At 62.9% G+C, this 23,568-nt stretch carries 23 protein-coding genes; 14 read left to right on the top strand and 9 right to left on the bottom strand.

Going from position 1 to position 23,568, the window contains the following annotated elements; translation table 11 throughout:
• Window positions 1-218: 218 nt before the first annotated feature.
• Window positions 219-689 carry a DUF1289 domain-containing protein gene (locus BM026_RS21285; RefSeq protein WP_092244140.1) on the top strand — a complete coding sequence of 157 codons (471 nt, stop codon included), beginning with the start codon at window positions 219-221 and terminating at the stop codon, window positions 687-689.
• Between the two features lie 131 nt (window positions 690-820).
• Here the strand turns inward: BM026_RS21285 and BM026_RS21280 are convergent, their stop codons facing one another.
• Complete coding sequence (locus tag BM026_RS21280; RefSeq protein WP_093529970.1) at window positions 821-1,684, bottom strand: universal stress protein; 864 nt, start codon at window positions 1,682-1,684, stop codon at window positions 821-823.
• 154 nt (window positions 1,685-1,838) lie between these two features.
• On the opposite strand from BM026_RS21280, the gene BM026_RS21275 reads away from it, so the two are divergent.
• Window positions 1,839-2,441, top strand: coding sequence for a MiaE family protein (locus BM026_RS21275; RefSeq protein ID WP_071487932.1), 603 nt, complete (start codon window positions 1,839-1,841; stop codon window positions 2,439-2,441).
• Here the strand turns inward: BM026_RS21275 and BM026_RS21270 are convergent.
• Window positions 2,397-3,596: an MFS transporter gene (locus BM026_RS21270; protein WP_071487931.1), complete on the bottom strand. Its 1,200-nt coding sequence runs from the start codon at window positions 3,594-3,596 to the stop codon at window positions 2,397-2,399. The two genes, BM026_RS21275 and BM026_RS21270, sit on opposite strands and share 45 nt — an antisense overlap.
• A 157-nt stretch (window positions 3,597-3,753) precedes the next feature.
• Between BM026_RS21270 and BM026_RS21265 the strand changes: the two genes are divergently transcribed.
• On the top strand, window positions 3,754-4,461 hold the full coding sequence (locus BM026_RS21265; protein WP_092244131.1) for a winged helix-turn-helix domain-containing protein: 708 nt from the start codon (window positions 3,754-3,756) through the stop codon (window positions 4,459-4,461).
• On the top strand, window positions 4,462-5,739 hold the full coding sequence (locus BM026_RS21260; protein ID WP_092244127.1) for an ATP-binding protein: 1,278 nt from the start codon (window positions 4,462-4,464) through the stop codon (window positions 5,737-5,739). It begins immediately after the preceding gene.
• Window positions 5,740-5,845: 106 nt separating this feature from the next.
• Here the strand turns inward: BM026_RS21260 and BM026_RS21255 are convergent, their stop codons facing one another.
• The 4 genes from BM026_RS21255 to BM026_RS21240 all read right to left on the bottom strand — a co-directional run bounded on the left by BM026_RS21255 (window position 5,846) and on the right by BM026_RS21240 (window position 9,976).
• Window positions 5,846-6,637, bottom strand: a complete 792-nt coding sequence (locus BM026_RS21255; protein ID WP_093530063.1) for a MipA/OmpV family protein — start codon at window positions 6,635-6,637, stop codon at window positions 5,846-5,848.
• Between the two features lie 17 nt (window positions 6,638-6,654).
• Window positions 6,655-8,469 carry a serine hydrolase domain-containing protein gene (locus BM026_RS21250; protein WP_093529968.1) on the bottom strand — a complete coding sequence of 605 codons (1,815 nt, stop codon included), beginning with the start codon at window positions 8,467-8,469 and terminating at the stop codon, window positions 6,655-6,657.
• Between the two features lie 94 nt (window positions 8,470-8,563).
• Window positions 8,564-9,052 (bottom strand): GFA family protein, encoded by a 489-nt coding sequence (locus BM026_RS21245; protein ID WP_092244121.1) that lies wholly within the window; start codon window positions 9,050-9,052, stop codon window positions 8,564-8,566.
• A gap of 33 nt (window positions 9,053-9,085) precedes the next feature.
• Window positions 9,086-9,976: a LysR family transcriptional regulator gene (locus BM026_RS21240; RefSeq protein ID WP_092244118.1), complete on the bottom strand. Its 891-nt coding sequence runs from the start codon at window positions 9,974-9,976 to the stop codon at window positions 9,086-9,088.
• 131 nt (window positions 9,977-10,107) lie between these two features.
• On the opposite strand from BM026_RS21240, the gene BM026_RS21235 reads away from it, so the two are divergent.
• The 8 genes from BM026_RS21235 (at window position 10,108) to dctM (ending at window position 18,642) form a co-directional block, all read left to right on the top strand.
• Complete coding sequence (locus BM026_RS21235; protein ID WP_093121194.1) at window positions 10,108-10,926, top strand: HTD2 family dehydratase; 819 nt, start codon at window positions 10,108-10,110, stop codon at window positions 10,924-10,926.
• 28 nt (window positions 10,927-10,954) lie between these two features.
• Window positions 10,955-12,118 (top strand): acyl-CoA dehydrogenase family protein, encoded by a 1,164-nt coding sequence (locus BM026_RS21230; protein ID WP_092244111.1) that lies wholly within the window; start codon window positions 10,955-10,957, stop codon window positions 12,116-12,118.
• A 10-nt stretch (window positions 12,119-12,128) separates the two neighbouring features.
• Complete coding sequence (locus tag BM026_RS21225) at window positions 12,129-13,478, top strand: MmgE/PrpD family protein (protein ID WP_092244107.1); 1,350 nt, start codon at window positions 12,129-12,131, stop codon at window positions 13,476-13,478.
• A gap of 9 nt (window positions 13,479-13,487) precedes the next feature.
• Window positions 13,488-14,681: a CaiB/BaiF CoA transferase family protein gene (locus tag BM026_RS21220; protein WP_071487921.1), complete on the top strand. Its 1,194-nt coding sequence runs from the start codon at window positions 13,488-13,490 to the stop codon at window positions 14,679-14,681.
• A gap of 15 nt (window positions 14,682-14,696) precedes the next feature.
• Window positions 14,697-15,542: an HpcH/HpaI aldolase/citrate lyase family protein gene (locus tag BM026_RS21215; RefSeq protein WP_093529965.1), complete on the top strand. Its 846-nt coding sequence runs from the start codon at window positions 14,697-14,699 to the stop codon at window positions 15,540-15,542.
• 72 nt (window positions 15,543-15,614) lie between these two features.
• The gene (locus BM026_RS21210) at window positions 15,615-16,598 is read left to right on the top strand and encodes a TRAP transporter substrate-binding protein (RefSeq protein WP_093529963.1); all 984 of its coding nucleotides are present in this window, start codon (window positions 15,615-15,617) and stop codon (window positions 16,596-16,598) included.
• A gap of 131 nt (window positions 16,599-16,729) precedes the next feature.
• Entirely contained in the window at window positions 16,730-17,362 is a 633-nt protein-coding gene (locus BM026_RS21205; RefSeq protein WP_092244098.1) for a TRAP transporter small permease, read from the top strand.
• On the top strand, window positions 17,362-18,642 hold the full coding sequence (gene dctM / locus BM026_RS21200; protein WP_093121188.1) for a C4-dicarboxylate TRAP transporter large permease protein DctM: 1,281 nt from the start codon (window positions 17,362-17,364) through the stop codon (window positions 18,640-18,642). The genes BM026_RS21205 and dctM overlap by 1 nt, the downstream gene beginning before the upstream one ends.
• Window positions 18,643-18,688: 46 nt before the next feature.
• Here the strand turns inward: dctM and ampC are convergent, their stop codons facing one another.
• Complete coding sequence (gene ampC, locus BM026_RS21195) at window positions 18,689-19,831, bottom strand: class C beta-lactamase (protein WP_093121187.1); 1,143 nt, start codon at window positions 19,829-19,831, stop codon at window positions 18,689-18,691.
• Between the two features lie 131 nt (window positions 19,832-19,962).
• Between ampC and BM026_RS21190 the strand changes: the two genes are divergently transcribed.
• Together BM026_RS21190 and BM026_RS21185 are read left to right on the top strand one after the other, a co-directional pair.
• A complete protein-coding gene (locus BM026_RS21190; protein WP_092244089.1) occupies window positions 19,963-20,841 on the top strand; it encodes a LysR family transcriptional regulator in 879 nt (292 codons plus the stop codon).
• 76 nt (window positions 20,842-20,917) lie between these two features.
• Window positions 20,918-22,102 carry a DUF2252 family protein gene (locus BM026_RS21185; protein WP_093529961.1) on the top strand — a complete coding sequence of 395 codons (1,185 nt, stop codon included), beginning with the start codon at window positions 20,918-20,920 and terminating at the stop codon, window positions 22,100-22,102.
• A gap of 23 nt (window positions 22,103-22,125) precedes the next feature.
• Here the strand turns inward: BM026_RS21185 and yghX are convergent, their stop codons facing one another.
• Window positions 22,126-23,013, bottom strand: a complete 888-nt coding sequence (gene yghX, locus BM026_RS21180) for a YghX family hydrolase (RefSeq protein ID WP_093121184.1) — start codon at window positions 23,011-23,013, stop codon at window positions 22,126-22,128.
• A gap of 44 nt (window positions 23,014-23,057) precedes the next feature.
• Window positions 23,058-23,552: a PaaI family thioesterase gene (locus BM026_RS21175; protein WP_071487912.1), complete on the bottom strand. Its 495-nt coding sequence runs from the start codon at window positions 23,550-23,552 to the stop codon at window positions 23,058-23,060.
• Window positions 23,553-23,568: the final 16 nt, after the last annotated feature.

The raw sequence follows: 23,568 nt of genomic DNA, 5'->3' as shown, positions 1-23,568 counted from the left end.
CCGAGTCAGGGCCCGCGCCAACACCGTTCTGAAGGAACGACTGTGCTCGTGACGCTTTGAAAACAGCTTCCAGCGGATTATTGGCGCCTTACAAGGCCGGATGATTCTACGGCAAAAAATTTCTAAAGGTAAGTTGCCTGACCAAGTTTGCTGGGTGATCACGCTTAGACAAAGGGCTAACATGGCGCATTGTTTTGCTGATCTGCGTGTCGTTACCCATGTCCAACCAAACCATCAAGACCCCCTGCGTCGGCCTGTGCTCCACGGTTTACGGCGATCTGGTGTGCCGTGGCTGCAAGCGCTTCCACCACGAAGTGATCCAGTGGAATGGCTATAACGAGGAAGAAAAACGCGCGGTCTGGCTGCGATTGGAGCAGCTGTTGGTGCAGGTGATGGCCGGCAAACTGGAGGTCTTCGACCCCAAGACCCTGCGCGGCCAGCTGGAACAGCGCAAGATCCGCTTCGTGCCGCACCAGTCCGAGTACTGCTGGGCCTACCAGTTGATCGCCCGGGGCGCGCGGGTGATTTCCAACCTGGAGGCGTATGGGATGGTGCTATTACCGGAATTTCGCGATTGGCCGTTGCCGGACCTGCGCGATGCGATTGACCGTGAGTTCTTTATCCTGTCCGAGGCGCATTACCAGCGCTATATCGCGCCGGGTCTCCTGCGCGATGTGTTTTCCACCTGACAACGGATAACCCCGTGGGAGGGGGCTTGCCCCCGATGGCAGTGTGTCAGCCCGGGATTTATCAACTGACACACCCTCATCGGGGGCAAGCCCCCTCCCACTTTTTATCTTCATTGTTTGAAAGGTCGGCATCAGGCCTTGGTGGCCTGCTCCACCAGACGGTCCATCACTTCGTCAGGTTTCAGCACCAGCACATCACTCTCCAGGGCATCCAGCACCACCTCTGCGGTGTTACCGATCAGCGCCCCGGAAAGACCTGTGCGCCCCACGGTGCCGATGATGGTGACCGCCGCCGGCAATTGGTGGGCAAGGTAGGGGATCAGTACATCGGCAGGGCCTTCTTCAATATGCAGGTGCTTGTCATCCACATCGAACTCAGCCTGGAACGCCCTGCATTGCTCGCGATACCGCGCCTCGATGGTTTCCTTGAGTTGGAACGTCGGGTCCGCCGCCGACAGCATCGGTGACGGATGTGCGCTGATCACATGCAACTGCGCCTTGGCCAGGTTGGCGATATCAAAGCCATGGTCAATGATCGAATTGTGCAGCGAACGGTGTTCGCCATCGGTATTGCCTACGTCGATCGCCGCCAGGATCTTTCCGCCGGTCCAGGGTGTAGACGTCTTGACCAGCAATACCGCGCTCGGGCAATAGCGCAGCAGCTTCCAGTCCGCCGGCGTCAGCAGGGCTTTTTTCAGTGGACTGTCCGGGAAATGCTGCTTGATCACCAGCCCGCAGCCTTCGGCCTGCTGCACGTCGATAATGGTTTCATGCAGGCTGGTATTCCATGCCTGCTCGGTGCTGACGTGGTAGCCGTCTTCCTGCAGTCCCGCCTTGAGCAGCGCCAGCAGCGCCGAGTGCTCATGCTTCTTGTCGCACACCAGCAAGTGCAGGTGTGCGTCGGTGACCCCGGCGATCAGCTTGGCGCGCTTGAGGGCCAGGCTTTCCGAATGTTCGGGTTCGATGACCACCAGAATGCTGCGGATGGCTTGCATGATCGGGATCTCCATAAAAAGGGCGGGGCCTGGAACAACTATAGTTGCTGGCGCGCGCACGTCATGTTGATGCACATCAAGGCCGGTGGCTGGTGGTCTGCGGCGGGGTCGGTATAATCGCCGGCCTTTTGTGATCCTTTTGCCCGTGAGCCCGATGAACCTGCCAGAAATCCACGAATTCCTCGGTTGCCGCACCCCTGATGCCTGGGTCCAGGCCGCGCTGGCCGATCAGGAAACCCTGCTGATCGACCACAAGAACTGCGAATTCAAAGCCGCCAGCACCGCCCTGAGCCTGATCGCCAAGTACTACAGCCATGTCGACCTGATCAACATGATGTCGCGCCTGGCCCGCGAGGAGCTGGTGCATCACGAGCAAGTCATGCGCCTGATGAAAAAGCGCAAGATCGAGCTGCGCCAGCTGCATGCCGGGCGCTACGCCTCGGGCTTGCGCAAAGTGGTGCGCAGCCATGAACCGGTGAAACTGGTGGACACCCTGGTGGTCGGTGCTTTTATCGAAGCGCGCAGTTGCGAGCGTTTCGAAGCCCTGGTGCCGCATTTGGACGAAGAACTCGGCAAGTTCTATTTCGGGCTGCTGAAGAGCGAGGCGCGGCACTTCCAAGGTTACCTGAAGCTGGCGTACCAGTACGGCGACGCCAAGGACATCGCCCAGGTGATCGAGCGGGTCAGGGCGACCGAGCAGGACCTGATCGAGTCACCCGACATCGAGTTCCGCTTTCACAGTGGCGTGCCAGCCTGAGGCCACGGCCACACCGAGCAATGCGGCGATCCCGGCCAGCAGCAGGATCACCGCCTGCGTCCCCAGCGGCGCCGCCAGCAACGCCACCGCCAGTCCCGCCAAGGGTTGCGGCAGGTTGTTGAGCAGGGTGATCACGCCCACGGTCTTGCCGAAGTCCTGCGCGGGGATCACCCGCTGGCGGGTGCTGCGCAGGTAGACGTTGAACATCTTGTCGAAGCCGGTCACCAGCAGGAAACCCACGGCATACAGCCATACGCCGGGGCTTGCGGCCATGATCAACGCCCCCACCCCGATCATCGAATACGACAAGCCACCCAGCACTTTCAACGGCAGGCCGGCCCGGGCCAGATAAAACAGAATGCCGATGGTCACCAGTGCACCCGCTGCCTGCAGCAGGGCATAGGCGTCCTTGTCTGCTGCAAAGTGGCCGGTGACCATCGCCGCCGATGTGGCCAGGGTGACGCCAATGATCAGGTTCACCCCCACGGCCAGGGTGATGATCCGTTTCAAGTCCGGCAGGCTGCGGATATGCCCGAACGCAATCTTCAGCGGTTGCAGCCAGATATCCTGATGCTGTTCGAAGGTTTCCAGGTGCGCCGTGCTGGAGCGTTGCCACGCGCGCATCGCCAGGTCGGCCAGTACAAACAATCCGGCCACCCCCAGCACCACCCAATGCCAGGCCCAGACTTCCAGCATCAGCGCCGCCACCAGCGGCCCCAGCACCAGCCCGCTCTGGTCGGCGATCTGCGAGTAGGAGAGGGTCTTGGCGTAGCTGTAGTGCGCGAAGATGTGCGGCATCAGCACTTCCCGCGCCATGATGCCCTGGGTCGTCAGCACCCCGCACAACGCCGAGAGCAGGACAATCCAGTAGAGGCCATCGAACACCCCATGCAAGACCACCGCGAGCACACACGCCAGCGCCCGGTAAACCTGGCTGATCTGCAGCAGGCGCACTGGCGCGAATTTATCGCACAAGGCGCCACACACCGGGAACGCCAGGTAACGCGGTAGCGACTCGACGAAGAACGCCAGCCCGGCCCAGGCTACACTCTGCGTGGTCTGGAATACGATCAGGGGCACGATGAATAGCAGGATCTGGTCCGCCAACCGCGAGAGGAACAGCGAAACAAAGAACGCCAGGTAATCCTTGCGCATACAACTCCCTGTGGCTGGCGTTAAAGAGTGCGGGGTATTTGTTAAAAACTCTTAAAAGCATGAAGCTTCGTCGGCAACGGCTGGCCAGTTGCTTAAGTTGGGCAGCTTGCCACTTATAATGCCCGCTCTTCAATCTGCGTCTGCACACTGAGAACTTATGGAAAACCTGGGGCTGGGCAAGGTCTTGCTCGTTGAAGACGACGAAAAACTCGCGGGGCTGATCGCGCACTTCCTGGCGCAGCATGGCTTCGAGGTGCGCGTGGAGCACCGGGGCGATGAGGCCCTTGCAGCGTTCCTGGCGTTCAAGCCGAAGATCGTCGTGCTGGACCTGATGCTGCCTGGCCAGAGTGGCCTGCATGTGTGCCGTGGGATCCGCACGGTGTCTGACACGCCGATTGTGATCCTGACGGCCAAGGAAGATGACCTGGACCACATCCTGGGACTGGAGTCCGGTGCCGACGATTATGTGATCAAACCGATCAAGCCGCCCGTGCTGCTGGCGCGCCTGCGTGCCCTGCAACGGCGCCAGGCCCCGGAGCCGACGGTGCGTGGTGCCCTGGCGTTCGGGCGGTTGGCCATCGATCGCAGTTGTCGGGGGGTCAGCCTGGGGGATGACAAGATCGATCTGACCACCATGGAATTCGAGCTGTTATGGCTGCTGGCCAGCAACTCAGGCACGATCCTGTCCCGCGATGACATCCTCAACCGCATGCGCGGTATCGCGTTCGACGGCCTCAACCGTAGCGTCGACGTGTACATCAGCAAACTGCGCAGCAAGCTCAACGACAACCCCCGTGAACCGGTGTGCATCAAGACCATCTGGGGCAAGGGCTACCTGTTCAACCCGTTCGCGTGGGAGGCTTAAATGCTGCGGCTGTTTCTGCGCCTGTATGTGATCCTGGCCCTCGGTCTGGCGGGGGCGATCTGGCTGGTCAACTACACCTTCGACGAGCTGCTGCCCGAAGCCAACGAAACCTATAACCGCGAAGCCTTGCGCGGCCCGGCGTATGCCCTGGTGGAACAGCTGCGTCCGCTCGGCGCCGAGCAACGCCAGGCCCGGCTGGCCGAGTTGCAGCCCCATTATGGGCTGCATTTGAGGTTGGTCCAGAAGGACACCCAGGCGCTCACCGAACGCGAGACACAACTGCTGGCCGCTGACTTGCTGGTGGTGCGCGGTGATTTCATGGAGTTCCTCGCCAGCATTGACGGTGGCCCGCAGTTGCTGGAAATCAAACTGCCGGAAGAGCCCAAGTGGCTCTACCTGTGGGCCTATGGTTTTCTCGGGGTGTGCCTGGCGATCGTCCTGTATTTCTGGGTACGCCCACACTGGCGCGACCTGGAGCATATTCGCCTGGCCGCACAACGCTTCGGTGACAACGACCTCGGTTCACGCATCCTGCTGCCGCGCCGTTCCACCGTGCGCGAGCTGGCGGGGCACTTCAATCAGATGGCCGAACGCATCGAAAGCCTGATCGCCAACCAGCGCGAACTGACCAACGCCGTGTCCCACGAGCTGCGCACGCCGATTGCGCGCCTGTCGTTCGAACTCGACCAGCTCAAGCAACAAGTCGACCCGCGTCTGCGCGGCGAACTGATTGCCGACATGTATGCCGACCTGGGCGAGCTGGAAGAAATGGTCTCCGAACTGCTCACCTACGCCAGCCTGGAGCGCGGCGCCACCCAGGTCACCCGCGAGCGCATCGAGGCCCACAGTTGGCTCGACAGTGTGATCGGCAGCGTGGCGCTGGAGGCCGAAGCCGCCGGTATCCAGTTGTCGTTGCGCACCTGCGAAGTGGACTACATCCAGATCGAACCGCGTTTTATGGCGCGGGCGGTGATCAACTTGCTGCGCAATGCCATTCGGTATGCCGAGCGGCGTGTGGAAGTGTCGCTGGTCAAGTTCGGCAGTGGCTATGAAGTGCGGGTGTGTGATGACGGCCCAGGCGTGCCGGAGGAAGGCCGCTCGAAGATCTTCCAGCCCTTCATGCGCCTGGACGACAGCCGCGACCGTCGCACCGGTGGCTTCGGCCTGGGCCTGGCACTGGTGCAGCGGGTGTCGCAGTGGCACGGCGGCCAGGTGCAAGTGCAGGATTCGGAATGGGGCGGCGCGTCGTTCCGGATGACCTGGGCGTACGCCGAATAGCGCTTTTACATTCAATGGAGATCCAAGTGTGGGAGGGGGCTTGCCCCCGATAGCGATATGGACTGATGCACCGCCATCGGGGGCAAGCCCCCTCCCACCTATCCAATCAGAACGTGTATTCCAGCACGCCCATCACCGACGTCTGCAACCGTCGCTCCACAATCGGGCTCTTGCCCGCTTCATCCGCCAGGTACTGCACATCCAGCAAGGTCGAGAACTCGGTGTGCTCGCTGATCGGCAGGCTCCAGGCCAGGTTCAGGCCATTGCTGATATTGCCGGCACCGGCCTTGTAGGCCTTGAAGCGGCTGCGCGCGGCTTGGCCGGTGGTGACGCCGTACCAGGTCTGCATATAGTCACGGTCGCCAAAGTGGCTGTTGATGCTGGCATCGACGGAGCCATAACGCCCCTCGTACAGCGTGGTGCCCAGACTCAATTCCAGATGGGTGAACGCCTTGCCGCTGTCCTTGTGGTCATCTTCCTTGAGGGCGTGTTCCAGGGTCGCGCCGACAATGGCGCCGCCGAGATTGTAGTGGGCACTCACGCCCAGTTGCGGGCGTGACTTGATTTCGCCCATGCCCTTGAGGCGCTTGGAGCCCAAGTGCAGGGATTCGTTCTTGTCCTTGCGCGATGCGCTGGCGCCGACATACGCACTGAAACTCAAGGCGTTGCCTTCGTAGCCCCAGCCCAGGCCCTTGTCGGTATCGAGGAAAATTCCCCAGGGGCTGACAATGGCGCCGCCGAACACCGGGGCAGTCATGCGCTCGTCACTGCCGCTGTAGCGCGGCAGATTGGCCACGCCGGCTTTGAGGCTGTAGGTCCAGTCTTCGGCCAGTGCTGCGTCGGCGCCTGCCAGCAAACACAGCGAGGTGAGGGACAGGCAGAGGTTTTTGGGGCTCATCAGGGTTTTCATGTCGGTCAGAAACTCAAGGGTGGATGGGTACGTTTGAAGGAGTAGCCCGAGGCGCTCAGGCCGTTGACCTGGCGGCTGACGGTGTCGCCCAGGCCATAGCCGTTGCCGGCGAGCACGGCATGGGCGTTGTCCACGGGCAGCAGGATGTAGTCGGTCAGCGGCTCGTCGTGCAGTTGGCCGCGAATCACCAGGAAACCTTCTTCCAGGCGCACGCTGATGCCGCTCAACGGCGCATCGGGCTCGTGGGTGTTGAGCACTTGGTAGGTCCCGACGGTGTCGGCCCAGGCCATGGGCAAGGGTGGCGGGTCGATGCGTTCACCGATGGCGATGCGCTGGCCGTGGCTGCGCGCGGTGAGCATCTGCCGGCCCTGCACGGTGATCACATCCAACTGCACGCGGCCGAGTTCGCCGAGGTCCTTGAGCCAGAACCCCAAGACTTTCTTCTGCGCGCGCAGCCAGCCGTGATCGTCACGCAGCAGCTCGAAGTCGTAGCCGGCCAGTTCACCGCGCAGCCGACCGGCGTCGTCCCGGATGCGGAATACGCCCCAGGCGGTGGCGTAAAACCCGGACAGGCGCTGGCGGTCGACGGCGGCCGGCACCTGGCGCAACTTGAGCCCGTGGCGGGGCGCCTGGCAGTCTTCGCTGCACACCGGCTCGCCGGTCTGCGCCTGGAGCATCAGGCGCAGGGTGTCGGTGGTCAACGTGGCAACCAGGTCTTCGGCGTTGCTGTCATTGGCCATGATGATCACCGCCAGTTGCTGGTCTGGCAGCAGGGTCAACTGCGCGGCGAAATCATCGCCGCCACCGCTGTGCTGATAGGTGCGCACCCCAGGCCCGACCGGCTCGTCACCGCACGGTGCGAGAAACCAGGCCAGGCCGATCCGGCAATCGAAGTCCAGGGCGTTGCCGGTGTTTTGCTGGGTAAACATGTCATCGATGGAGCGCTGGTTCATTACCCGGTTGCCCTTGTACAGGCCCTCGGCGAACAGCATCTGCACGTAATGGCTGAGGTCCTTGGGGCTGGCCCACAAGCCGCCGGCCGCCAGGTCGCGCACCTGCGCGTCGGTGCTGGCGATACCGTCCTGATAGCCCTGGGCGCGATAGCTCACCTGTGCGGCGGTGCCGATAAAACTCGCCTGGTTCATCTCCAGCGGCTTGAGCAGGCTGTGTTGCATTTGGGCCTCGAACGCTCTGCCGCTGCTGCGCTCGATCGCCGCGCCGACCAGCGCATAACCCAGGTTGGAATACGCCACCTGGGTGCCGGGCGGTGTACTCAGCCAGACGCCGGACAGGCGCATCGGCATCTGCCCCATGGCATAGCTGTTGCGCAGGTCGCGCAGGTGCTCGCTGGGCAGGCCGGATTGATGGCTGAGCAGGCGGCGCAAGGTGATGTCGCGGTCGGCGGCCTGCTGGTCGGTGTGGAAGCGCGAGCGCACGTAGAACTCGCGAAATGTCTGTTGGATCGGTGCATCCAGCGCCAGCCGCTGCTGTTCAACCAGTTGCAGGGCCGCGCTGGCGGTGAGCAGCTTGGAGATCGCACCGGCGCGAAACGCCGTGTTCGGCGTCACCGGCACGCCCAGTGTTTTGTCGGCCAAGCCGAACCCAGCGGCCCAGATCAACTCCTGGCCATTGACCAGGGCAATCGACAAACCGGGCACGTTGGCCTGGGCCATGTCCCGAGGAATGCGGGTTTGCAGGTAGCGGATGATCGCGCTGTAGTCGCCCTTGGGGATCGGCGGCGGGGCAGAGGCTTGCCCATGGCAGCCGATGCTGCCCAGCAGGCAACCGAGCAATGGAATACCGCGCAATGTGCGAAGCATGAAGAGCACCCGGCAGGTGGTTTGGATGCTCGAATGCTAGGGGCGTGGCGCCTGGGGGTCTTTGACAGCTTTGTCGAGAAACTGTCAAAGAGTGTTAACGGGCCAGCCCATGCCGCTCATGCCACTGGGCAATGGATTCTTCGGGATATTCATTGAACTGCTGATCGCCCTTGCGCAACGTGACCTCCACCCACGGCGCCTTCGACCCCAGCATCAAGTGCGTATGGTCCGGCGGCACCGGCAATGGTGTGTCGATGGCCGAGGCAAACGGGTGGATCAGCTCCGGCCATTCCGGGCTGAACACCCACAGCGCGCTGCCGCACTGCGAGCAGAAGTGCCGCTCGGCGCTACTCGCATGGGCACGGCTGGCGCCTTCGGGCTTGAGTCTGGCGTGGTAGATCGTAATGGATTTGCGTCCGCGCACCTTCAAACTCGCGGTGTTACCGGCCAGGTTGATCGCGTAACCGCCACCGCCCTGGGTCTTGCGACAGATCGAGCAGTAGCAGCGCTGGTAAGGGTAGGGGTGGGCACTGGTGAGGCTGAACGTGACGGCGCCGCAATGGCAGGATCCTTCGAGCTGCATGGGCTGACTCCTTTGGCAAGGTGACTGATCAGCTTAGGCGTTTTCCGGCATCAGTGTGGCAATCAACGCCCGAATGGTGCCGGGTAACGCCTCCAGCTCCCGCACCAGGATGCTGCGCTCGCGGATTGCCCATGGCTCATCCAGCTTCACCGCCACCAGTTGCATGGTGCGGCTGTGGCGTACTGCGGCGGACTCGGGAATGATGCCGATGCCCACGCCGGCTTCGACCATGCGGCAGATCGCCTCGAAACTCGACACCTGGATGCGCAGCGATAAGTGTTTGCCCAGTCGCTCGACGTGTTCACGCAAGAAGCTCAGCAAGGTGCTGCCTTCATGCAGGCCGATGTGCTGGTAGGCGAGGGTCTGTTCCAGGGTGACTGAGGGTTGTTGCGCCAGTGCATGCCCCACCGGCACCATCAGCACCAGTTTATCCGTGCTGAAGTGCAGCACCTGCAACCCCGAGGCTTCCACGGGGCCGGCGATGATGCCCATGTCGCTGGTGCCATCCAGCACACCACGCACGATGTCGCGGGACAGGCGCTCCTGCAGGTCCACCGTTACGCCAGGGCGCTGGGACAGGAAGCCCGCCAGCACCTCCGGCAAGAACTCGGTGACCGCCGTGGTGTTGGCAAAAATGCGGATATGCCCGGCCGAATCCACGCCGTATTGGGTGAATTCGCTTTTCAGGTAATCCACCTGGCGCATGATCAACCGCGCATGGTGCAGCAGGCGCTCCCCGGCCGGGGTGATCTCCACGCCACGGCTGTCGCGGTACAGCAGGCGGGTGTCGAGTTGGCCTTCGAGGGCCTTGATCCGCGCACTGGCGGCGGCCGGCGAGAGGAACGCGCGCTTGGCGCCCTGGGTCAGGCTGGGGGATTCGGCGATGTGGATAAACAGGCGCAGGTCGGCCAGATCGAAGTGCATGCAAGACTCCCGGGACAGGATGGCGGCGTTCAGCATAACCGAACGCTGGTTTATTGAAATGCAAATTCCCGGAACGGGTGCGTCCTTGCATGATCCGGGGCAGACACTCACTGCCCGAGGACCTGCACCCGATGAGCGCCACCGATTGGATCGGCCGAAGCGAAACCGCCCACGACCACCTCAGCCATAACCTGCTCAAGCGTATTGCCGCTACCTTCGGCGAAGCCGTGCCCGAGGATGGCGCGGATATCCCGCCGCTGTGGCAGTGGTGTTTCTTCCAGGACCCACTGCCGGAAACCGCCCTGGGCAGCGACGGCCACCCGGCCCGTGGCGGCTTCCTGCCGCCCGCCGACAATCGCAATCGCATGTGGGCCGGTGGGCGCATCGAGTTCCTGCATGCCCTGCGTGCCGGTGAGGCGGCGACCCGGGTGTCGACCATCACCCAGGTCGAAGAAAAGACCGGCCGCACCGGCGCGCTGCTGTTCGTCACCGTGCGCCACGACTACTCCCAGCAAGGCCGCCTGGCGATCCGCGAGGAACAGGACATCGTCTACCGCGAACCCACGCCGCCCAAATCGGGCAGCGGCGAGGCGCTGGAGCAGGGCGAGTGGTCCGAAACCGTCGACCCCACGCCGACCCTGCTGTTTCGCTACAGCGCGGTGACCTTCAACGGCCACCGCATTCACTACGACTACCCCTATGTCACCGGCACCGAAGGCTATTCGGGGTTGGTGGTGCACGGGCCGCTGATCGCCACCCTGGGCCTGCGCGCGTTCTGCCGCGCCCATCCTGAAGCCACCTTGCGCCGGTTTGCCTATCGCGGTGTGCGCCCGTTGATTGCGCCGCAACCTTTTGAAGTAGGCGGGCGCGTCACCGAGACCGGCGTAGCCCAACTGTGGGCCGGCAATACCGATGGCCTGGCGCAGCAAGCCCAGGTGCATTTCGAATAATCCAAGAACAACAGGCGGAGAGCCGCAGATGAACCCGAATGACAACGAAGAACTCAATGCCATCCGCGACGGCGTGCGCGCCTTGTGCGCTGAATTCGATGCCGCTTACTGGCGCCGGATCGATGAAGAGAAGGGCTTCCCCGAAGCCTTCGTCAAGGCGCTGACCGACGCCGGCTGGCTGTCGGCGATGATCCCCGAAGAATACGGCGGTTCCGGCCTGGGCCTGGCCGAAGCTTCGGTAATCCTTGAAGAAGTGAACCGCTGCGGCGGCAACTCCGGCACCGTGCACGGCCAGATGTACAACATGTTCACCCTATTGCGGCACGGCAGCGAAGCGCAGAAACGCTTCTACCTGCCCAAGCTGGCCAGCGGCGAATTGCGCCTGCAATCGATGGGCGTGACCGAGCCCACCACCGGCACCGACACCACCAAAATCAAGACCACCGCGATCAAGCGCGGTGACAAATACGTGATCAACGGCCAGAAGGTGTGGATCTCGCGGATCCAGCATTCCGACCTGATGATCCTGCTGGCGCGCACCACGCCGTTGGCCGAGGTGAAGAAGAAATCCGAAGGCATGTCGATCTTCCTGGTGGACCTGCGCGAAGCCATCGGCAACGGCCTGACCGTGCAGCCCATCGCCAATATGGTCAACCACGAGACCAACGAGCTGTTCTTCGACAACCTGGAGTTGCCGCTGGACAGCCTGATCGGCGAAGAGGGCAAGGGTTTCAAATACATCCTCGACGGCCTCAACGCCGAACGCACGTTGATCGCCGCCGAATGCATCGGCGACGGCCGCTGGTTTATCGAAAAAGCCAGCGCGTATGCCCGTGACCGCGTGGTGTTTGGCCGGCCCATCGGGCAGAACCAGGGTGTGCAGTTCCCGATTGCCGAGGCGCATATCGAGATCGAAGCGGCGGACCTGATGCGTTGGCGTGCCTGCGAGGAATACGACAGCGGTAAACAGGCCGGCGCCAGCGCCAACATGGCCAAGTACCTGGCGGCCAAGGCGTCCTGGGAGGCGGCCAATGCCTGCCTGCAAACCCACGGCGGTTTCGGCTTTGCCTGCGAGTACGACGTGGAGCGCAAATTCCGCGAGACGCGCCTGTACCAGGTGGCGCCGATCTCCACCAACCTGATCCTGTCCTACGTGGCCGAGCACTTACTCGAACTGCCACGCAGCTTCTGAGGGCCCGACCATGAGCCATACCCAAGCCTTGTGTCGGTTCCTGGCGGACCTGCACTACGCACAGTTGCCCGAAAACGTCCTGGCGCGCACCGAAGATTTGTACCTGGACTGGCTGGCCTCGGCGCTGGCGAGCAAGGGCGCGCATCCGATTCCATTGTTCGAGCGTTATGCGCAGAAGATGGGGCCGAGCAACGGCCCGGCGCAAGTGATCGTCAATGGCGCCGGCAGCAGCGCCTACTTCGCCGCGTTGGTCAACGGTGCTTCGTCGCACCTGGTGGAGCAGGATGACCTGCACAACAGCTCCGTGTTGCACCCGGCCACCGTGGTGTTTCCGGCTGCCCTGGCCGCCGCCCAGGACCTGGGCAAATCCGGCCGCGACTTGCTGCTGGCCTCGGTGGCCGGCTACGAGGCTGGTATCCGTATCGGCGAATTCATGGGGCGCTCCCATTACCGCATCTTCCACACCACGGCCACCGTCGGCACGTTGGCGGCGGCGGTCGCGGTGGGCAAGCTGCTGGATTTCAACCAGGAACAATTCATCAACCTGCTCGGCAGCGCGGGCACCCAGGCCGCTGGCTTGTGGGAGTTCCTGCGCGATGCCGCCGACTCCAAACAACTGCACACCGCCAAGGCGGCAGCGGATGGGTTGCTCGCCGCATACCTGACGGCGGATGGGCTGACGGGGGCGCGTAATATCCTGGAAGGTGACCAGGGCTTGGCGGCGGGCATGTCCAGCGATGCCGAGCCGAGCAAGTTGTCCGCCGGCCTTGGCAGTCGCTGGGCGCTGCTGGAAACCTCGTTCAAGTTCCACGCCTCGTGCCGCCATACCCATCCGGCCGCCGATGCGCTGCTGGACCTGATGCAACGCGAACGTCTCGCCGCCGCCGATATTGCCCGCGTCGAAACCCGCGTGCATCAAGGCGCGATCGATGTGCTGGGGCGCGTGAACGTACCGACCAGCGTGCACCAGGCCAAGTTCTCCATGGGCACCGTGCTGGGCTTGATTGGCGTGCATGGCAAGGCCGGTCTCACCGAGTTCCATGAGCTGGCATTGACCGATCCAGCCGTCTCGGCTTTTCGCGACAAGGTCAGCATGACCCTCGACCCCGAAGTCGACGGCGCCTACCCACAACGCTGGCTCGGCCGCGTCACCGTTACCACGCAGGATGGCCGCACGCTGCATGGCGCTATCGACGAGCCCAAGGGCGATCCGGGCAACACCCTGAGCCGCGCGGAGCTGGCGGATAAATTCCAGCGGCTGAGCCTGTTCAGCGGCGCCCGCACACCGGCCCAGGCCAACGCCCTGATCGAGAAGGTCTGGAATTTGCGCAACGCCACGTCCATGGCCCACTGGCTCTGAGGAACTGTCATGACTAACCCGAGACCGCTGGACGGCATCACCGTTGTCAGCCTGGAACATGCGATTGCCGCGCCATTCTGCACACGCCAGTTGGCAGACCTGGGCGCCCGCGTGATCAAGATCGAACGCCCCGGCGCCGGCGACTTTGCCCGTGGCTACGACGAGCGCGTGCGCGGCCTGGCCTCGCATTTCGTGTGGACCAACCGTTCCAAGGAAAGCCTGACCCTGGACCTCAAGCAGGACGAGGCAGGCGATATCCTCGGCACCCTGCTCGCCGATGCCGATGTGCTGGTGCAGAACCTGGCGCCCGGCGCGGCGGCGCGCATGGGCCTGTCGTTCGAGGCGCTGCACGAGCGTTTCCCACGGTTGATCGTCTGCGATATTTCCGGCTACGGCGAGGGCGGGCCGTACGAGAAAAAGAAGGCCTACGACCTGCTGATCCAGAGCGAAGGCGGTTTTCTCTCGGTGACCGGTGGCCCTGGCGACGACCAGATGGCCAAGGCTGGTTGTTCCATCGCCGACATCTCGGCAGGCATGTACGCCTACAGCGGCATCCTCTCGGCGCTGCTGCTGCGCGGCAAGACCGGCAAGGGCAGTCGCATCGACGTGAGCATGCTGGAAAGCCTGGTGGAGTGGATGGGCTACCCGATGTATTACGCCTTCGACGGCGCACCGCAGCCACCGCGTGCCGGCGCTGCGCACTCAACGATCTACCCCTATGGGCCGTTCCCCACTGGCGATGGTGGCACCGTCATGCTGGGGTTGCAGAACGAGCGCGAATGGGCGGCGTTTTGCGACAAGGTGCTGCTCACGCCTGAACTGGCGGCGGACGAGCGTTTCAGCGCCAACTTCAAGCGCTCGGCCAACCGTGAAGTGTTACGCCAGATCATCGTCGACCGCTTTGCGCAATTGGATGCCGAAGCGGTGATCCAGCGCCTGGAGGAGGCGCAGATCGCCAGCGCCCGGGTCAACGATATGCAAGGCGTGTGGGACCACCCGCAACTCAAGGCGCGCGACAGCTGGCGTGAGGTCGACAGCCCGGCCGGTCCGCTGCCGTCGCTGTTGCCGCCGGCCCGCAATGCCGCGTTCACCCCACGCATGGACGGCGTTCCGGCATTGGGTCAACACAGCCAGGACATTCTCGATCAGCTCGGTTACTCCGGCGATGCCATCGACAGCCTGCGCGCGCGCGGCGTTATCTGAATAAGGAATTGTGTCATGCCAAAGCCATTGGTGCGTTCGGCGTTGTTTGTACCCGGTAGCCGACCGGAACGATTTTCCAAAGCCCTGGCCAGTGGGGCCGATGCGGTGATCGTGGATTTCGAGGACGCGGTGGAAGAGCCGCTCAAGCGCCAGGCGCGGGATAACCTCGGGGCGTTTTTGACGGCGAACCCCGCTGCCCAGGTGTGGGTGCGCATCAATGCGCCGGAACATACCGAGCATTTTGAGGATGTGGCGTTCTGCAAGGCCCATGCGAATGTGGCGGGGGTGTTGCTGCCCAAGGTTGAAAGTGCCGCGCAGGTGGCGGTGGTTGCCGCCACCGGCAAAGTGATCTGGCCGATTATCGAAAGCGCCCGTGGCTTGTTGGCTGTGGCCGAGATCGCCCATGCGCCGCAGGTGCAGCGTCTGTCGTTTGGTGGGCTGGACCTGGCGCTGGACCTGAACCTGAGCAGCAACTCCCCGGCTGCGCAGTTCGCCCTGGACCAGGCGCGCCTGGCGCTGATCGTACACTCCCGCGCCGCCGGGCTGGTCGCGCCGTTGGACGGCGTCCACCCGGCCATCGATGACCCCGAGGGCCTGCGCCGTTCCATCCGGCATGCCTACGAAATGGGCTTTGCCGGGGCGTTGTGTATCCATCCCAGGCAGGTCGCGGTGATCCATGAGGCATTGGCACCGAGCGCCGCAGACCTGGCCTGGGCGCAGCGGGTGGTGGACGCCGGCGCCCATGGGGCAGGGGCCTACCAGATCGATGGGCAGATGGTGGATGCGCCGGTGTTGCTGCGTGCACAAAGGTTGTTGGCGGCCCAGGCGCAGCGTTCGGCCACTCCGAATGCAGGTATCTAAAATTCGAAATTCACTACACGCGTCACATCAGGCACCTTGCCTTACAACACAACAATAAGAAGGTGATTTTCCATGCTCAAGCTCTCCCGGGCGCTGCTGTGCGCCGCCACCTTGTTTGCCGCAGGCCTGGCTCAGGCGGCGGACCCGATCGTGATCAAGTTCGCCCACGTGGTGGCCGAAAACACCCCCAAGGGCCAGGGCGCGCTGTTGTTCAAGAAGCTCGCCGAAGAACGCCTGCCCGGCAAGGTGAAGGTCGAGGTGTACCCGAACTCGTCGCTGTTCGGCGATGGCAAGGAGATGGAAGCGCTGCTGCTGGGCGACGTGCAGATGCTGGCGCCGTCCCTGGCCAAGTTCGAGCAATACACCAGGCAGGTGCAGATCTATGACCTGCCGTTCCTGTTCAATGACCTGGCTGCTGTCGACCGTTTCCAGGCGGCCCAGGGCAAGGAACTGCTGACCTCGATGCAGGACAAGAACATCCTCGGCCTGGCCTATTGGCACAACGGCCTCAAGCAATTGTCCGCCAACAAAGCGCTGCATGAACCCAAGGACGCCCGTGGCCTGAAGTTCCGCGTACAGGCCTCCAGCGTACTGGAAGAGCAGTTCAAGGTGATCCGCGCCAACCCGCGCAAGATGAGCTTCGCCGAGGTGTACCAAGGGCTGCAGACCGGCACCGTCAACGGTACCGAGAACACCTGGTCGAACTATGAAAGCCAGAAGGTCAACGAGGTGCAGAAGTACTTCACCGAGTCCAATCATGGCCTGATCGACTACATGGTGATCACCAACGCCAAGTTCTGGAACGGCCTGCCACCGGACATCCGCAGCACCCTGGAGCAGATCATGGTCGAGGTCACCGTCGAGGTGAACAAGCAGGCCGAAGCGCTGAACCAGTCGGCCAGGCAGAAGATCATCGACGCCAAGACCAGCGAAATCATCGAACTGACCCCGGAGCAACGCCAGCTTTGGCGCGAAGCCATGCGCCCGGTGTGGCAGAAGTTCGAAGGTGAGATCGGGGCTGATCTGATCAAGGCTGCGGACGCCTCCAATCGGTAACCCGCAATGTGGGAGGGGGCTTGCCCCCGATTGCGGTGTGTCAGCTTGCCCATCTGTCTCTGACCCACCGCTATCGGGGGTAAGCCCCCTCCCACATATCGATATCTCATTTGCTTTCGCGAGGTTTTGCCATGCAAACGCTAAGGCGCGTCTGGGAGCACCTGGAGGAAGGTTTCATTGCCTTCCTGCTGGCCGCCATGACCCTGGTGACATTCGTCTACGTCATGCTCAACAACATCTACACGCTGTTCTTTGCCCTGTCGGACAAGTGGGCCTTCAGCAGCACCTTCTTCGGTGCCCTGGGCGACCACACCATGACCTGGGCCCAGGACATGACCTGGAGCGTGGCGCTGACCAAGGCCATGTTCGGCTGGCTGATTTTCTTCGGTATTTCCTACGGCGTGCGCACCGCCGGCCATCTCGGCGTGGACGCCCTGGTCAAGCTGACCAAGCGCCCGGTGCAACGCGTGCTCGGGATGTTCGCCTGCCTGTGCTGCCTGGCCTATGCCGGGCTGTTCATGATCGCCAGCTACAAATGGGTCAGCGCGGTGATGACCGCCCATATCGGCGCCGAAGACCTCGACCAGTACGGCATCGACGTCGGTGACATCGTGATCATCGTGCCCATCGGTTTTGCCATGGTGTTTATCCGCTACCTGGAAATTTTCTACCGCATCCTTACCCACCGTCAGGTCGGGCTGGGTTTGGCCGACGAGGCCGGTGAGGCCAGCAAATTGGCCGGCAGCCATGAGGAGCGTCACTGATGGCCGTGCTCTGTCTGTTTCTGTTGTTGTTCGTGTTCATGTTCCTCGGCGTGCCCATCGCGATTTCCCTGGGCCTGTCCGGTGCGGTGTCGATCCTGATGTTCAGCCAGGACTCGGTGAGTTCCCTGGCGATCAAGCTGTTCGAGACCTCCGACGCCTACACCTTCCTGGCGATCCCGTTCTTCCTGTTGTCCGGGGCGTTCATGACCACCGGCGGGGTGGCGCAGCGGCTGATCGACTTTGCCAACGCCTGTGTTGGGCATATTCGTGGCGGCCTGGCGATTGCGGCGGTGTTGGCGTGCATGCTGTTTGCGGCGCTGTCCGGTTCGTCACCGGCGACGGTGGCGGCGGTGGGGTCGATTGCCGTGGCGGGCATGGTGCGTTCCGGTTACCCGAAGGAGTTCGGTGCGGGGATCATCTGTAACGCCGGCACCCTGGGCATCCTGATCCCGCCGTCGATTGTGATGGTGGTGTATTCGGCGGCGACTGAAACCTCGGTCGGCAAGCTGTTCATGGCAGGGGTAATTCCAGGGCTGTTGCTGGGCCTGATGCTGATGATCGCCATCTACATCGTCGCACGCATCAAGAAGCTGCCGGCCCAGCCGAGGGCGACGTTCCGCGAATGGCTGACCTGCGCACGCCGCGCCTTCTGGGGCCTGTTGCTGCTGGTGATCATCCTCGGCGGCATCTACAGCGGCATGTTTACCCCGACCGAAGCGGCCGCAGTGGCGGCGGTATACTCGGCATTCGTGGCGTTGTTCGTCTACAAGGACATGAAGCTGCGCGACTGTCCCAAGGTGCTGCTGGAGTCCGGGCGCCTGGCAATCATGCTGATGTTCATCATTGCCAACGCCATGCTGTTTGCCCATGTGCTGACCACCGAACAGATCCCCCAGGAAATCACCGCGTGGGTGATCTCCGAAGGGCTGACGCCGATTGGCTTCCTGATCATGGTCAACGTAGTGCTGCTGGTAGCGGGCAGCTTCATGGAACCGTCGGCCATTGTGCTGATCCTGGCGCCGATCTTCTTCCCGATTGCCATGAAGCTGGGCATCGACCCGATCCACCTGGGGATCGTGATGGTGGTGAACATGGAGATCGGCCTGGTGCACCCGCCGGTGGGGCTGAACCTGTTCGTGACCTCGGCGGTGACCGGGTTGACCCTGGGGCAGACCATCCGCGCGGCGATGCCGTGGCTGATGATTCTGTTGGTGTTCCTGATCATGGTCACGTACTTGCCGTTCATTTCGCTGGCGCTGCCGCATTGGCTCGGTATGTAACCCAACGTGCAGGAGCCGGCTTGCCGGTTCCTGCGGGGCGTGTGCATCAGTGGTCCAGCGCACTCAGGATCGCATGGGCCACTTTCACCCGTTCGGCATTCGGGTAGTTCTTGTTGGCCAGAATCACCACCCCCATGTCCTTGCTCGGCACATAGGCCACATAGGCACCGAACCCACGGGTCGAGCCGGTCTTGTTGTACAGCACGTTGGCCGGCTGCGCCTGGGCCGGGGCCAACCATTTCACCGTGTGCGGCTCCATGGCCATCGGTGTGGAGTTGCCCTCCATCAGCGCTTGCAGCGTGATCGGGTAGGGGTAGTACTCCCAGCCCAGGCCCTGGGTCATGCCGTTCACCGTGTAGTAACCGGTGTGGGTGGTGGCGATGGCCTGTTGCAGCGGTTTCTCCAGGGTTTGCGGGTGCATGTTCAGCATCACGTACTGCGCCAGGTCCTGGGTGCTGGTCTTGATGCCATAGGCTTCGCTGTCCAGCGCGCCGGGGCCGACACGCACGGGTTTCTGGTCCTTGTCGTAGCCTTGGGCGTAGGTAGGGATTTTGTCTGCCGGCACGCTGACATGGGTGTTCGTCAGGCCCAGCTTGGGCAGCAGGGTTTTCTCCATGGCGACGTTGAACGGCTGGCCCAGGCTTTGCGCACTGAGGTAGCCGAACAGGCCAATGCTGGGGTTGGAATACAGACGCTGTGCGCCTGGGGCGTAAGTGGGTTTCCAGTGCTGGAAATAATTGAGCATGGTGTCGGCACTGTCGGCGGCATCTGGAAACTGCAGCGGCAGGCCGCCAGGGGTGTAGGTGGCCAATTGCAGCAGGCTGATGCGGTCGAAGGCACTGCCCTTGAGTGCGGCCAGATGCTGGCTGGCCATGTCCGACAGCTTCAGCTTGCCGCTTGCCGCAGCGTAGCCGCCGAGGGTGGCAGTGAAGGTCTTGCTCACCGAGCCGATCTCGAACAGCGTGTCTTCGGTCACGCGTTGTTGCATGTCTTTGTTGGCGACGCCGTAGTTAAAGTATTGCACCTTGCCCTTGTTCACCACCGCCACCGATAGGCCGGCGATGCCTTGCTGCTGCATCAGGGGTTCGACGCTGCTGTCTACGACCTGGCGCAGGTCGGTGGCGGCCATGCAGGTGCCGGAGCTGATAAATAAGGCTGAAATCAGGAAATTTCTGACGTTGGAATTCATGGTTATTCGCTTCCATGTAAATGATGCACTGACGATCGGGGCCTGCGCAGGCGTGGCAAATCTAGTCAGGTTCGGTTCCTTCGACAAACGATGATATCTTGCAGCTGCCATTAGAAAATCTAGGGTAGGACATGCTGCGTTCCCATTTGCCCCTCAACGCCCTGCGCGCGTTCGAGGCGTCGGCCCGCCATTTGAGCTTTACCCGGGCGGCCATCGAGTTGTGTGTGACCCAGGCTGCGGTCAGCCATCAGGTGAAAAGCCTGGAGGCGCAACTGAATGTCACCTTGTTCAAACGCCTGCCACGAGGGCTGATGCTGACGCGCGAAGGTGAAACCCTGCTGCCAGTGTTGCGCGAGTCCTTCGACCGCATTGCTCACACCCTCGGCCAATTTGAAGGCGGGCATTACCGCGAGGTCCTCACCGTCGGTGCGGTCGGCACGTTCGCGGTCGGCTGGTTGCTGCCACGCCTGGCGGATTTTCAGCAGCGCTACCCGTTTATCGACCTGCGCCTGTCGACCCACAACAACCGTGTCGACGTGGCCGCCGAAGGCCTGGATTACGCCGTCCGTTTCGGCGCCGGCGCCTGGCACGGTACGGATGCCTGCGAACTGCTGGAGGCCCCGCTTACCGTACTCTGCATACCGCAACTGGCCGAACAGCTGCACGCACCGGCCGACCTCTTGAAACACACCTTGCTGCGGTCCTACCGCGCCGATGAGTGGAACCTGTGGTTCCAGGCTGCCGGCTTGCCCGCCGACACCCTACTGCCGCGCAGTATCGTGTTCGATTCCTCGCTGGCGATGATGGAAGCGGCCTTGCAAGGCCTGGGCGTGGCCTTGGCGCCAGCGATGATGTTTGCGCGGCAACTGGAGAGCGATGTGATTCGCCAGCCGTTCGATGTCGGCATCACCACCGGCAGTTACTGGTTGACGCGCTTGCAGTCGCGGGCCGAGACGGCGGCGATGCTGGCGTTCAAGGGCTGGTTGCTGGATATGGCTGCGGAAGATTGAAACGCTTTTTTTGAAACATAATGAAACATTTGTCAAAGGCCAGCGCTCTACCGCAACACCTGCACTGAGTTTTTCCATGAAGATACCGCGCCCCTCCGCCCGCCTGCCGCACCTGACCCAACTACGCAACCTGAAAATGGCCCGCTCTGCCCACGCCTACGTGCGCGGCAGCACCGTGCAATTCTACGAATGGCTGCACAGCCAGAGCGGGCGCCGCTTGCCCCATGGCCCGGCGATCTGGATCTGCGGCGACTGCCACGCCGGCAACCTGGGGCCTACCGGCGATATCAAGGGTCGCATCGATATGCATATCCGCGACCTTGACCAGACGGTGATCGGCAACCCGGCCCACGACCTGGTGCGCCTGGCGCTGTCCCTGGCCACCGCCGCACGCGGCTCGGACCTGCCCGGCGTCACCACCGCGCGCATGCTCGAAGAAATGATGGTGGGCTACGAACAGGCGTTCCAAGACAAGCCCGACGAAGCGCCGCCGCGTCCGTCCCAGGTCAAGGCGGGCATGCGCAGCGCCGTGGCGCGCACCTGGAAGAACCTGGCGCGTGAACGCATCGAGAACGCTCGCCCGAGTATTCCGCTGGGCAAGCATTTCTGGTCGCTGTCGCGGGCCGAAAAGCACGCGCTGCAAACGCTCTGTGCCTCCGCGGACATCCATCAATTGGTGACGTCACTCAAAGGCCGCCCCAAGGACGCCAGGGTCGAGCTGCTGGATTCGGCCTATTGGGTCAAGGGCTGCAGCTCCCTGGGCCTGCAGCGTTATGCCGCCTTGCTCGGCGTGGGCGACAAGGACGACCAGGAATATTGCCTGATCGATATCAAGCAGGCCGTCGGCGCGGCGGCGCCCCGTGTGGCACGGGCGAAGATGCCCAGGGACAATGGCCGCCGGGTGGTGGAGGGTGCCCGTCAACTGTCACCGGGTTTGGGGGAGCGCATGGTGGCGACGCGGATGCTGGACAACGGTTTCTTCATCCGCGAACTGCTGCCCCAGGACATGAAGCTGGAATTGGACGAATTGAGCGAGATCGACGCCATGCACGCCGCCGGTTACCTGGCGCGGGTGGTGGGTGTCGCCCATGCCCGGCAGATGGACCGCGACACCCGCAAGGACTGGATGGCGGTGTTGCAGGAGAACCGTTCCAGACAGCTGGATGCGCCGTCGTGGCTGTGGACCAGCGTGGTGCAACTGGTGGGGAGCCATGAGCAGGGTTATCTCGATCATTGTCGGCGCTATGCACTGGAACATTGAGCCCATCCCTGTGCGCCCCGCGCTCAAACCAGATATTTGCGGAACCAGCCCAGTGTGCGCTCCCACGCCAGGTTCGCCGCCGCTTCGTCATAACGCGGCGTCGAATCATTGTGGAAACCGTGGTTGGCCCCCTTGTAGATGTACGCCTCATAGGTGGTGCCGGCTGCTTTCAAGGCCTTTTCATACGCCGGCCAGCCTTCATTGATCCGCGTATCCAGCTCACCGTAATGCAGCATGATCGGCGCCTTGATGCGCGGTACGTCCTTGGCTTCCGGCTGGCGTCCATAGAACGATACGGCCGCGCCCAGTTCCGGGTAGGCCACGGCCGCCGCATTGGTCACGCCACCGCCATAACAGAAACCGGTAATGCCGACCTTGCCGGTGCTGCTGTCGTGGTGCATGAGCCATTCGATGGCGGCGAAGAAGTCGTTCATCAGCTTGGTTGGGTCGACTTTCTGTTGCAGTTCCACGCCTTTTTCGTCGTTACCGGGGTAGCCGCCCACCGAGGTCAGGCCATCCGGTGCCAGCGCGATAAAACCGGCCTTGGCCAGGCGCCGGGCGACGTCTTCGATGTAAGGGTTGAGGCCACGGTTTTCATGGACCACCACCACCGCCGGCAATTTGCCCGCCGCCTTGGCCGGGCGCACCAGGTAGCCGCGCACGTTGCCGTTGCCTGTGGGCGACGGGTAGGTGATGTAGTCGGCGACGATGTCCGGGTCGGTGAATTTCACCTGTTCGGCCAGGGCGTAGTTGGGGCTCAGGGCTGTGAGCAGGGCCGAGGCGGTGAGGCCGCCAAAGGTGAACAGGGCGGCGCGGTCGAGAAATTCGCGACGGTTGAGCTTGCCGTGGGCGTAGCCGTCGTAGAGTTCCAGCAGTTCGGGCGCAAAGTCTTTCGCGGTGAGACGAGTCATCGGTGCAGTCCTCGATTAGCGGTGGCCATCAATGTAGACCAGGATCAGCTGTCACGGCCATGGGCGGCGGCGGCCAGTTGGCCGGTGTCGACGCGCACGAAGATCGAGTCGCCTACCGCGGTCAGCACGTCACCGGCGTACACCTCGCAGATCACGCGGGTTTTGCGCCCCACGTCGCCCTCGACACGGGCGCGCAGCGTGAGGGTGACGCCCATGGGGGTCGGCTTGATGAATTTGATGCCCAGGTTGCCGGTCACGCAATCGATGCGCGGCAGGCTGCCGGGTTCGCGGTGTTCGGCGCGGTAGTGGTAGGCCATGGCGGTCCAGTTGGAATGGCAGTCCACCAGCATCGCGATCAGGCCACCGTAGACCAGGTCGGGCCAGCCGCTGTACCTGGCCTCGGGCAGGTGTTCGGCGACCAGGTGGACACCGTCCGCGTCCCAGCGGCTCTTGATATGCAGGCCATGGGGGTTGCTGCCGCCGCAGCCGTAGCAGATGCCTTCCGGCGCGGTGGTGTCCTGGAGCGAAGGGGCGTGCATGCAGCGTCCTTATTGT

This window comes from Pseudomonas sp. NFPP24 (assembly GCF_900112095.1).
Taxonomy (GTDB): domain Bacteria; phylum Pseudomonadota; class Gammaproteobacteria; order Pseudomonadales; family Pseudomonadaceae; genus Aquipseudomonas; species Aquipseudomonas extremorientalis.
Note: the sequence above shows the minus strand (reverse complement) of the source record. Positions and strands in the feature narration are given on the sequence as shown.